The organism is Anoxybacillus sp. FSL W8-0382 (assembly GCF_038003845.1).
Lineage (GTDB): Bacteria > Bacillota > Bacilli > Bacillales > Anoxybacillaceae > Anoxybacillus > Anoxybacillus flavithermus_G.
Genome location: NZ_JBBOPX010000001.1, coordinates 2,165,717 through 2,176,535, shown reverse-complemented (window position 1 = coordinate 2,176,535; position 10,819 = coordinate 2,165,717). Strand labels below are relative to the sequence as shown.

Annotated in this window: 14 protein-coding genes and 1 riboswitch; of the genes, 7 read left to right on the top strand and 7 right to left on the bottom strand. The window is 43.2% G+C overall.

The genetic code is table 11. The features are described 5' to 3' along the window. Positions 1-59 precede the first annotated feature (59 nt). Positions 60-162, bottom strand: a riboswitch (SAM riboswitch). Between the two features lie 93 nt (positions 163-255). The 3 genes from NSS60_RS11495 to NSS60_RS11485 all read right to left on the bottom strand — a co-directional run bounded on the left by NSS60_RS11495 (position 256) and on the right by NSS60_RS11485 (position 1,901). Continuing rightward, positions 256-747, bottom strand: a complete 492-nt coding sequence (locus NSS60_RS11495; protein ID WP_021094041.1) for a YajQ family cyclic di-GMP-binding protein — start codon at positions 745-747, stop codon at positions 256-258. Positions 748-880: 133 nt separating this feature from the next. Beyond that, positions 881-1,006, bottom strand: a complete 126-nt coding sequence (locus tag NSS60_RS11490) for a DUF3941 domain-containing protein (RefSeq protein WP_003395443.1) — start codon at positions 1,004-1,006, stop codon at positions 881-883. A gap of 31 nt (positions 1,007-1,037) precedes the next feature. Further along, positions 1,038-1,901: a DegV family protein gene (locus NSS60_RS11485; RefSeq protein WP_004891897.1), complete on the bottom strand. Its 864-nt coding sequence runs from the start codon at positions 1,899-1,901 to the stop codon at positions 1,038-1,040. Positions 1,902-1,989: 88 nt separating this feature from the next. Here NSS60_RS11485 and NSS60_RS11480 point away from each other — a divergent pair, with 88 nt between their 5' ends. Next, positions 1,990-2,823, top strand: coding sequence for a YitT family protein (locus NSS60_RS11480; protein WP_004891893.1), 834 nt, complete (start codon positions 1,990-1,992; stop codon positions 2,821-2,823). Between the two features lie 23 nt (positions 2,824-2,846). Here the strand turns inward: NSS60_RS11480 and NSS60_RS11475 are convergent, their stop codons facing one another. The 3 genes from NSS60_RS11475 to NSS60_RS11465 form a co-directional block, all read right to left on the bottom strand. Further along, the gene (locus NSS60_RS11475) at positions 2,847-3,020 is read right to left on the bottom strand and encodes a DUF3813 domain-containing protein (protein WP_004891891.1); all 174 of its coding nucleotides are present in this window, start codon (positions 3,018-3,020) and stop codon (positions 2,847-2,849) included. A 1-nt stretch (position 3,021) separates the two neighbouring features. Further along, positions 3,022-3,174: a hypothetical protein gene (locus NSS60_RS11470; RefSeq protein WP_164875849.1), complete on the bottom strand. Its 153-nt coding sequence runs from the start codon at positions 3,172-3,174 to the stop codon at positions 3,022-3,024. 89 nt (positions 3,175-3,263) lie between these two features. Continuing rightward, positions 3,264-4,070 carry a Cof-type HAD-IIB family hydrolase gene (locus NSS60_RS11465; protein ID WP_004891884.1) on the bottom strand — a complete coding sequence of 269 codons (807 nt, stop codon included), beginning with the start codon at positions 4,068-4,070 and terminating at the stop codon, positions 3,264-3,266. A gap of 108 nt (positions 4,071-4,178) precedes the next feature. Here NSS60_RS11465 and NSS60_RS11460 point away from each other — a divergent pair, with 108 nt between their 5' ends. Beyond that, the gene (locus NSS60_RS11460) at positions 4,179-4,934 is read left to right on the top strand and encodes an alpha/beta fold hydrolase (protein WP_064214238.1); all 756 of its coding nucleotides are present in this window, start codon (positions 4,179-4,181) and stop codon (positions 4,932-4,934) included. Positions 4,935-5,002: 68 nt separating this feature from the next. Then, a complete protein-coding gene (locus NSS60_RS11455) occupies positions 5,003-5,710 on the top strand; it encodes a YwiC-like family protein (protein ID WP_064214239.1) in 708 nt (235 codons plus the stop codon). A 40-nt stretch (positions 5,711-5,750) separates the two neighbouring features. Here NSS60_RS11455 and NSS60_RS11450 read toward each other — a convergent pair whose 3' ends face one another. After that, on the bottom strand, positions 5,751-6,434 hold the full coding sequence (locus NSS60_RS11450) for a Crp/Fnr family transcriptional regulator (protein WP_004891876.1): 684 nt from the start codon (positions 6,432-6,434) through the stop codon (positions 5,751-5,753). Between the two features lie 173 nt (positions 6,435-6,607). Between NSS60_RS11450 and argC the strand changes: the two genes are divergently transcribed. The 4 genes from argC to NSS60_RS11430 are packed head-to-tail and all read left to right on the top strand — an operon-like array spanning position 6,608 to position 10,799. After that, positions 6,608-7,633 carry an N-acetyl-gamma-glutamyl-phosphate reductase gene (gene argC / locus NSS60_RS11445; protein WP_004891874.1) on the top strand — a complete coding sequence of 342 codons (1,026 nt, stop codon included), beginning with the start codon at positions 6,608-6,610 and terminating at the stop codon, positions 7,631-7,633. Between the two features lie 14 nt (positions 7,634-7,647). Further along, positions 7,648-8,874: a bifunctional ornithine acetyltransferase/N-acetylglutamate synthase gene (gene argJ, locus NSS60_RS11440; protein WP_004891871.1), complete on the top strand. Its 1,227-nt coding sequence runs from the start codon at positions 7,648-7,650 to the stop codon at positions 8,872-8,874. 12 nt (positions 8,875-8,886) lie between these two features. Beyond that, entirely contained in the window at positions 8,887-9,645 is a 759-nt protein-coding gene (argB, locus tag NSS60_RS11435; RefSeq protein WP_340720870.1) for an acetylglutamate kinase, read from the top strand. Next, positions 9,642-10,799 carry an acetylornithine transaminase gene (locus tag NSS60_RS11430; protein ID WP_004891867.1) on the top strand — a complete coding sequence of 386 codons (1,158 nt, stop codon included), beginning with the start codon at positions 9,642-9,644 and terminating at the stop codon, positions 10,797-10,799. Before argB ends, NSS60_RS11430 begins: the two co-directional genes overlap by 4 nt. Positions 10,800-10,819 lie beyond the last annotated feature (20 nt).

Genomic DNA, 10,819 nt, shown 5'->3' with positions numbered 1-10,819 from the left:
CTCCGTTTCTTTTTCAAATAAAAAAGTCTCCTCCATAAGAAGAAGACGTTGCACGCTCCTTCTTATCTTCCAAGCGAATCGCTTGTCTGGACTTAGCACCTTGACGATCGTCAGGTTGCTGAAGGTTCATCGGGCCAGTCCCTCCCCTTCTCTCGATAAGATGATGTGTATGAAGTTACTCATAAATGTAACTGATTTTTTAGAAATATTCAACTATTTTATTTGAGAAAAGAAAAAAGAAGGCGCATAGCCTTCTTAACGGTAGTTGACGAATTGGACGTCGATCGGTAAATCTGCTTCGCGAATCGCGGCGATGACTTTTTGCAAATCGTCTTTACTTTTGCCGCTGACGCGAATTTGGTCTTCTTGAATTTGACTTTTCACTTTTAAACCTGTATTTTTAATGATTGTGTTAATTTTTTTCGCGTTGTCTTTGTCGATGCCTTGAACGAGTTTCGCACGCTGGCGCACCGTTCCGCCAGACGCAGCTTCCACTTTTCCGTATTGAATGTTTTTTGTAGGGACGCCACGTTTAATAAGTTTGCCGATGAGCACATCTTTCAGTTGTTCTAGTTTGAACTCGTCGTCGGAAATAAGAATAAGCTCGTCTTTTTCAAGCGAAATGTCGCTTTTGCTCCCTTTAAAGTCATAGCGATTTTGAATTTCTTTTAACGCGATGTTGACGGCGTTTGTGACTTCCGACAAATCGACTTTTGACACGATATCAAATGAACTTTCTTTTGACATATGGATCACCTCAAACAAATATTGTGCTTCCATTATAGTCGGTTGTTGACATATGAACAACTTTACAAAATCTTTATTATGCTTTCTATTCAAACGAAGTAAAAAAGATGCTCCGCGCGAGCATCTTTTTTGTTTACAAATGGTTCGTTTCTTTTGAGTAGGCGCGCTTGCCAGCTTGGCGATTTTTTTCGCGCTCCATATTTTTTTCGTGTCGTTTCGCGTTATTGTCTTTTGCTTTTTTGTCGTTGTCGCTTGTCATCGCTTCGTCACCCCTTTAAAGGGTAGTGTAATCAATGCCCAAGCTGTTTATTCAAGAAAAAGAGGGCGATCGTTCCCGGTCCGGCATGTGCTCCGATGACGCCGCCGACTTCAGAAATGAAAAATTGTTTGCAGCCGAACGTTTCTTCAATCATCGCTTTTAGTTCGAGCGCCGTTTGTTCGTCATCGCCATGGCTAATGCCGATGAGCTGGTTTTGCACGTCTGCTCCGCGCTCTCGCATGATCTCGACCATTCGTTTCAACACTTTTTTCCGTCCACGCACTTTTTCAATCGGGATTAATTTCCCGTCCTCGACGTGAAGAAGTGGTTTAATGTTTAATACCCCGCCGACAAATGCTGCTGTTTTGCTGACGCGACCGCCGCGCGCTAAATATTGTAGGTCATCAACGGTAAAAATATGTTCCATATGGCGACAATACGTTTCAATGGTCGTCACGACATCTTCATATGCGATACCGCTTTCTGCAAGCTCAACGGCTTTTTTTACGACAAGCCCAAGACCGAGCGATGCGCATTTCGAGTCGATAACCGTTAGCTTTGCATCAGGGTATCGTTCAAGCACATCGTTTTTTATCATGACCGCTGTTTGATATGTACCGGATAAAGCAGAGGAAAAGGCGATATAAATGGCAGGAATGTTTTCTTTGGCGAGCGTCGTAAATAGCTCTTCCATTTGCGCTGGTTTTGCTTGCGATGTTTTCGGTACGTCGCCTGCGCGCATGGCATCGTATACTTGCTTTGGCTGGATCGTCAGTTGATCATCGTAGTCTTTGTCGTTTATATGAACAGCTAACGGTAAAAAAGCAATTTGTTTTTCTTGTATAAAAGAAAGTGGCAAATCGCACCCGCTATCCGCTATAATTTTAATATTCATTTCAATCACCCCTATGTATGTACTTATTTTAAGTGTAGCGATTATTATGAAAAAAAACAATTTTTATCGCTTTGTAGGAGGATGTTCTGTGGACGTAAAAAAACTGTTTGTCGTCGTCATTGGCGGATTATTAAACGCCATCGGCATGAATTTATTTTTAATTCCAGCGAACGTATATACGAGTGGGTTTGCTGGAGCGGCGCAGCTCATTTCCAAAGTCGTAGGCGACTATACGCCTTATGCTATTTCGACAGGTTTATTGCTTTTTTTATTTAACATTCCTGTGGCCATTTTAGGATGGAAAAAAGTAGGAAAATCGTTTACGTTTTATAGCTTTTTAAGCGTTGTGTTTATGTCGCTATTTCTTGAAATCATTCCTGTTCGTCCGCTTTCTGAAGACATTTTATTGAACGCCGTTTTCGGCGGAGTGATTGCAGCAGTCGGAACGGGCTGGACGTTAAAATGGGGGGCGTCAACAGGCGGATTAGATATTATTGCGCTCGTATTGTCTCGCGTCAATGATCGTTCGGTCGGCACGTACATTTTTGCGTTAAACTCGATTATTATTTTAACCGCTGGATATGTGTACGGATGGGAAAAAGCGTTATATACGCTCGTGACGTTATATGTGACGACGCGCGTCATCGATGCGATTCATACGCGCCATCAAAAATTAACTGCGCTCATTATTACGACAAAAGGGGAAGAGATGAAGCAAGCGATCAAGTCGCGAATGATTCGTGGCATTACCGTCATTCCGGCGAAAGGAGCATTTTTAAACGAAGATAAAGATATGCTTATGATCGTTATTACACGTTATGAGTTGTTTGATTTAAAACGAATTATTAAAGAAGTCGATCCAAAGGCGTTTACAAATATTATGCAAACGACAGAAGTCGTCGGGTTTTTCCGAAAAGATTAAAGCTGCGCGTGACGCGCAGCTTTTTACAATGTATCGAGCTCATCTTGCAAATCGTGCAACTGTCTTCGTTCCGCATCGTTCGCATTCGCAAAAGCGGATGAGAGCGCATTTTTCGCTACAGCGATGGCGCGTTCTGTTTTTTCCTCTTTTGCTTTAGCGACCGCTTCTTTTGCTTGTTGAAATAACGGATTACCCATATTAAAATCCCCCGAGATTCGTATGATCCGCTTTTTCTGCTTTGCGTTGTTCCGCTTCTTCATACGTCATATGATACGGAATGCGCTCATCATGTTTATAAACCGCATCAGCACCTTGTTGAACGAAACGTTTTGATTTATTTCGTTTGCCCACACGATACGCCCCCTTGTTTGCCGCTTGTGACGCATATGGCGTCGATGATAGTTTGTTCATGTTTACGTCACAATACGTAAGGGAATTTTTTATAACTTTAATAATGATTGCAAATAAACAGCGATCCCGTCTTCTTCGTTCGTTTTTGTCACATCGTCTGCGACCGCTTTTAGCGGTTCAATCGCATTGCCCATCGCGACACCTAATCCAGCCCATTTTAACATCTCGATATCGTTATCTTCATCGCCAAAAGCGATGACGCGCTCGCGTGGAATACCGTAATAGGAAGCAATTTTTTCAAGACCGACTGCTTTATGAATGCCGCTTCGGACGATTTCGATGACGTGCCACGGGGCTGTCCAACTGCGGTGGTCGATGACGTTGGCATGCACTTCAGATAAATATGTGCGAATGCGCCCGACGTTTTGTTCGTCAGATAAAATTAAAATGCTCGTTGGATCTTTTCGTAAAATGTCACGTAAGTTTCCGATATACACATTTGGATTTCCTAAATTAAACAAATCAAGCAACTGCTCGTCATGTTCGTGAAAATAAACATCGTCCATCACTTCGGCTAAAATGTTGCGTACGTTATATTTTCGGCTTACTTCAACAATTTCTTTTACTGTTTCTAACTGAAGTGGCGTATGGTACATTCCCCAGCTGTCATCTTTCGGATGATGGACGAATGCACCGTTGAAATTGACGATCGGCGTCGTTAAGTCGAGTTGTTCATAATACATTTTACTTGCGCGATACGGGCGACCTGTTGCGATGACGACGACATGTCCCGCCGCTTTTGCTTTTTGAATAACATCATAAGAACGTGAAGAAATCGTTTTATCATCTTTTAACAACGTCCCATCTAAATCAATTGCAATTAAATGTTGTTCCATAACCGTTCCCCTTTTCGTCAAAATTATTCCTCATTCAGTGTATCGTTTTTCCAAAATATTTGTCTATATGGTAATATAATGTTAAAACATCATATGGGAGATGAGAACATGGTATCCATTATTCGCGAGTCGATCGCAAACATTCCTTGCTTACATGTCGTAAAAGAAGATGGTATCCATCATATGCGTCCACTTGTCATTTTTATTCATGGTTTTACGAGCGCGAAGGAACATAATCTTCATTTTGGCTATTGGCTTGCAGAAGCAGGATATCGCGTCATTTTGCCGGATGCGCTGTATCATGGGGAACGTCCAAATCCGCTTTCTGACGATGAACTTCATTTGTCGTTTTGGGATATTGTATTAACGACCATTCGCGAGCTAGATGATATAAAAAATGAGCTCGTCGAACGAAACGTTGTTGATCCGAATCGCATCGGCGTCGTTGGGACATCGATGGGGGGAATTGTGACGTTCGGTGCGTTGACGCAATATGAATGGATTCGCGTCGCCGGCTCATTGATGGGAAGTCCGTGCTATAAAACGTTTTTTGATTTACAATTGCAATTTGCAGAAAGAAAAGGGATGACGTTGCCGCTCTCTAGGCAGCAACTTGAATCGTTGCGCAACACGTTAATGACATACGATTTATCATTGCAACCTGAAAAATTAAATGGCCGTCCGCTTTTTATTTGGCACGGAAAACAAGATGATGTCGTTCCGTTTGATTATACATACGCCTTTTATAAACAAATTGAGCCGTTTCATCAGCCGCTTACGATGCTAATTGATGAACATGCGGGACATAAAGTGACGCGCGAAGCATGGTTACAAACGGTTCAATGGTTTGTCACACATTTATAAAAACATGTGACATCGATCACAAAAAAGAGAAAGGGGGGATGGTACAATGAGACGTGAGGAGGGATAGTATGGTTATTCCGAAACAACATGGCGCATGGGCGATGTTAATCATTCCATTTTTATTCGGTATCGACATCGGTCAAGCGACGTGGCTTCATTTTCCGTTATTTGTCGCATGGTTTTTCCTATATTTAGCCACATATGTATGGACGTTAATGATAAAAAAACAAGCAACTGTTCGTCATCAAAAATGGTTTGCAACATATATGTTGATCGCGCTTATTTTTGTCGCGTTTCCACTTGCTTACAAACCGTCGCTCATTTATTTCGGTTTAGCGATGATTCCGTTCTTTATTGTAAATATGTATTTTGCGAAAAAGAAAAAAGAGCGTGCGTTTGTAAACGATGTCGCTGCCATTATCAACTTTTCCATTGGTGGACTTGGGAGTTACTACATCGGTACGGGACATATAGATGAAAAAGCGTTGTTTTTATTTATTGCTTCTGTTTTGTTTTTCATCGGAAGTACATTTTACGTGAAAACGATGATTCGCGAAAAAAACAATCCACGCTATAAGTGGGCGTCATGGTTGTTTCATCTATTTGTCGTTGTCGCATGTGTTGCAACAGGAAACGGTTGGCTTGCCTTCGCGTATGTGCCAAGCGCCGTACGGGCGATTTATTTTTATGGAAAAGCGTTGTCGATTAAAAAAGTAGGGATTTATGAAATTGTCAATGCTGTTTATTTTGCGCTTGTTGTGATGATCGTTTATTAATATGATGCAAAACGGGTGTCTTCATTTTTCGGACACCCGTTTATTTCATGTTGCATATGTCGATTGGACAACCTTCGCAACGAATATCATCTTTTAAAAATTGTATATCGTAAATCGTCATTTTCCCTTTCTCGAAAGAAATGACGCCACGCTCTTTTAATTCTTTCAACAGGCGGCTGACGACTTCGCGTGCACTGCCACAAAAATTGGCGAGTTCTTGCGTCGTCATCGGAAGATCGATAAAAATACCGTCTTCTGTTTCAACGCCGTAGCTATTCGCTAAACGAATGAGTGTGGAATAAAGCGCACCTTTTTTTCCGTGCAAAATTAAATCGCGCACTTTTGCTTGCATCCGTTGTAATTGTAAATGAATCCATTGCATAAACTGCAACGCAAACGCATGGTCTGTCGTCAATTTTTCTTCGAGTTGTTGCTTGTTGATGACAGCTAACGTCCCCGCCTCCATCATTTTTGCGCTAACGGTACAAACGCACATCGATTGAAACGGAACGATCTCCCCAAACGCGTCCCCTTGCTCACAAATGCGAAGCAACAGTTCGCGCCCTTCCTCAGTCGTTTTACTCAATTGTACTTTTCCTGTACATACAACATACAGCTCACTTGCCGCTTCCCCTTCTTGAAAAATATATTCTCCTTTTTGAATGTCGATCGTATGGTGAGGGAGGGAAAGAAGCTCGGATAAGGAGATCGGTTGAATTGTCATATGCTAACCACCTTTTGTTGTTATCTAATTCCATTAAAAAGAAAAACAGATGCGGCGTCAATAAATGAATGGGAAAAACGAAAAATATTTAAATATACATTTGATTTTATTTTTATGCAGTATTATAATGATAACTAAATTTATAAAATATACAGAAAGTGGGGAACAGGTTGATGAAAGTCTCCGTTATTGGAGCGACAGGATACGGGGGAATTGAACTCATTCGCTTATTGCAACATCATCCGCATATGCATGTCGCTTCTGTTCATTCATCTTCACAAGCAGGTGTTTCGCTACATGACGTGTATCCGCATATCGAGGAGCGTTTCGTCTTGCGTGATATTCGAAGCGATGATATCGAAGGCGAGCTTGTGTTTTTAGCGACACCGCCTGGCGTATCGAGCGAATGGACGCCGAAATTGCTGGCAGCAGGGCATAAAGTCATCGATTTATCCGGAGACTTTCGTTTGCGTGATGGGAACGTATATGCGAAATGGTATAAAAAAACGCCACCGAGTGAAGAAATGCTTAAGCAGGCTGTATACGGTTTAACGGAATGGAATCGTGAGCATATTGCGAAGGCGAATGTCGTTGCCAATCCCGGTTGTTACCCGACAGCGACGTTGCTCGGATTAGCGCCACTTGTCATTCAAAAATGGGTTGTTTCTGATTCGATTATTGTCGATGCGAAATCAGGTGTGTCTGGTGCAGGGCGCGGGGTGTCGCTTGGCGTTCATTTTGCAGAAACGAATGAAAACGTAAAAATATACAAAGTGAATACGCATCAACACATTCCTGAAATTGAACAAATGTTAGGCGATTGGAATGACCAAATTGGGCCGATTACGTTCAGCACGCATTTAATTCCGATGACGCGCGGCATTATGGCGACGATATATGCGGAAGCGGCATGTATCGTATCGGTTGATAGAATAATAGAGTTATATGAAGAAACGTACAAACATTGCCCGTTCGTGCGCGTGCGGGAAGCTGGATCGTTCCCATGTACGAAAGACGTATATGGCTCAAATTATTGTGATATTGGGATTGCTTATGATGAGCGCACGAATCGCATTACTGTTGTGAGCGTGATCGATAATTTAATGAAAGGGGCGGCAGGGCAAGCCGTTCAAAATGCAAATGTGATGTTTGGATTCGACGAACAAACGGGACTGACGGCGATGCCGATGTATCCGTAGATGGGGGGAGAAAAGTGAAAGTGAAAGAAAAAAAAGTAAAATATATAGCCGATGGAACGATTGTTACACCGAAAGGATTTCAAGCTGCTGGTGTGCATGCGGGACTGCGTTATACGAAAAAAGATTTAGGGGTGATTGTTTGCGACGTGCCGGCAACATGTGCGGCAGTGTATACGCAAAATGTGTTTCAAGCAGCCCCTTTGCAAGTGACGAAACAAAGCATTGCGGTAGAACAAAAACTTCAAGCAGTCATTGTCAATAGCGCGTATGCGAATGCATGTACAGGAGAACAAGGATTACAAGATGCGTACGAAATGCGGAAGTTGTGTGCGGAAACATTTGGACTTCATGAGCATCTCGTAGCGGTCGCATCGACAGGAGTCATTGGTGAGTATTTGCCGATGGAAAAAATTCGTGCGAGCATTCCAAAATTGAAACCGAAGGCGGAATGGGATAGTGCAGTTGATTTTCAAACGGCCATTTTAACGACTGACCTTGTTATGAAAAAAACGTGTTACGAAACGGTTGTAGACGGTCAAGTCGTGACTATTGCAGGGGCGGCAAAAGGTTCGGGGATGATTCATCCAAATATGGCAACGATGCTTGCTTTTATTACGACGGATGCGAACATCCCATCAGACGTATTACAAGATGCGCTGCGCTCCATTACAAATGTGTCGTTTAATCAAATTACGGTCGACGGAGAAACGTCAACAAACGATATGGTCATCGTCATGGCAAGCGGATTGGCAGGCAATGAGACGCTTTCCCCGCAACATCCGGATTGGGAAAACTTTTATGAAGCGCTTCGCCAAACGTGTGAACATTTAGCGAAGCAAATTGCGCGCGACGGTGAAGGGGCAACGAAATTGATTGAAGCGCGTGTCAAGGGAGCGCGAACAGACGAAGAAGCGAAATGGGCGGCGAAACATATCGTCGGATCGAATTTGGTGAAAACAGCAGTATATGGGGCAGATGCAAATTGGGGGCGTATTATCGGTGCGATTGGACATAGCGGAGCATACATCAAACCAGATTGTGTTGACGTATGGATTGGCTTCATTCAAATGTTAAAGCAAAGCCAACCGGTGCCGTTTTCAGAGGAAGAAGCGAAAGCCGCTCTAATGGAAGATGTTGTCGTCATTACAGTCGATTTACATCTCGGCGAAGGAGAAGGGATCGCATGGGGATGCGATTTAACGTACGACTACATTAAAATTAATGCGAGCTATCGCACATAAGGTGGGATCGTTGTGATTGTCATTAAATGCGGCGGCAGTGTGCTTCATGAGTTATCTCCATCGTTTTTTACGAGCGTTAAACAACTAAGAGAAAGTGGACTTGATGTTGTCATCGTTCATGGTGGTGGACCAGACATTGGGCATTTGTTACAGGCGCTCAACATACCGTCCGAATTTGTCAACGGCTTGCGAAAAACGACAAAAGACGTGCTAGACGTTGTTGAAATGGTGTTAAACGGAAAAGTGAACAAGACGCTCGTTTCACTTTTGCAAACAAACGGCATTCGTGCGGTTGGTTTGTCCGGTGTCGACGATCGCTTGTTACAAGCGAAACCGCTCGACGTACAAACGCTCGGCTATGTAGGAGAAGTCGTACACGTTCATACGAAAATGTTGCATATGTTGTTGCGTCACGGATACGTCCCTGTCATTGCGCCAATCGGTGTGGATGAACGTGGACAAACGTACAACATTAACGCCGATACAGCCGCCTCTGCCATTGCGCAGGCGCTTTCGGCTGACAAACTCGTTTTTGTCACAGACGTCGCTGGTATTTTAAAAAATGGAGAAGTTGTTAAAGAAGCAACTGCTCAAACGGTTGATGCAATGATGGCTGATGGAACAATTTCAGGTGGAATGATTCCGAAAGTAAAAGCTGCTCTTCACGCGCTCCATTCGGTTGAAGAAGTGGCGATTGTGAGCGGAAAGGCTTCATTTTATAAAGAAGGAACGTGGCATGGAACGATGATGAAGAAAGAGGTGTACGTATGATTTTTCCAACGTATCAACGATTCCCGATTACGGTGGCAAAAGCTGAGGGGACGAAACTTATCGCAACAGACGGAACATCATATCTCGATTTTGTTGCAGGCATTGCGGTATGCAATCTCGGTCATCGCCATCCTGCAGTGCAACAAGCCCTCGAGGCGCAACTAAATGAAGTATGGCACGTGTCCAATTTATTTCATCTCCCGATTCAAGAAGAAGTCGCTTCTCTTCTCGTTCAACATTCTGTTGGCGATGCGGTGTTTTTTTGCAATAGCGGAGCGGAAGCAAACGAAGCGGCGATCAAGCTTGCACGCAAACATACGGGACGTTCGAAAATCATTACGTGTGAACAATCGTTTCACGGGCGTACATTTGCGACGATGTCAGCAACAGGGCAAGCGAAAATTCATGACGGCTTTGGCCCGTTGTTGCCGACGTTTGTGTATGTACCGTTTAACGATATCGATGCCCTTCAGAGAGAAATGGACGAAACGGTAGCGGCTGTCATGGTGGAAGTCGTGCAAGGTGAAGGCGGTGTTGTCGTCGGAGAAAAATCATTTTTACAGGCAGCACAACAGCTTTGTCAAACGTATGGAGCATTGTTGATTGTCGATGAAGTGCAAACAGGGATCGGGCGAACAGGAACGTTATTCGCTTACGAACAGTTTGACATTTCACCTGATGTTATTACGATTGCGAAAGGGTTAGGAAGCGGATTTCCTGTTGGGGCGATGCTCGGAAAAAAACATGTCGTCGCAACGTTTAGCGCAGGTGTGCACGGCTCCACGTTTGGCGGAAATGCTTTGGCGATGGCAGCAGCGAAAGCAACGCTTGAAATCGTCACTCAGCCTTCGTTTTTACAAGAAGTACAGGAAAAAGGAATATATTTCAAGGAAAAATTAGCCGAGCAATTAAAAGACGTTCATATCGTTCAAGAAGTACGCGGTTTAGGGTTAATGATTGGCATCGTATGTCGCGAACCAGTCGCAAACATCTTACCACATATTCACGATAAAGGATTGCTTGTTTTAGCCGCAGGGCCGAACGTGATTCGTCTGTTACCACCGCTCATTGTCACGAAAGAAGAGCTTGATGAAGCGGTAAATATATTACAAGATGCGTTAACGTTATATGAACGCAATTTTTTATACGCATAAATGAATAAAAATTCTTTTTG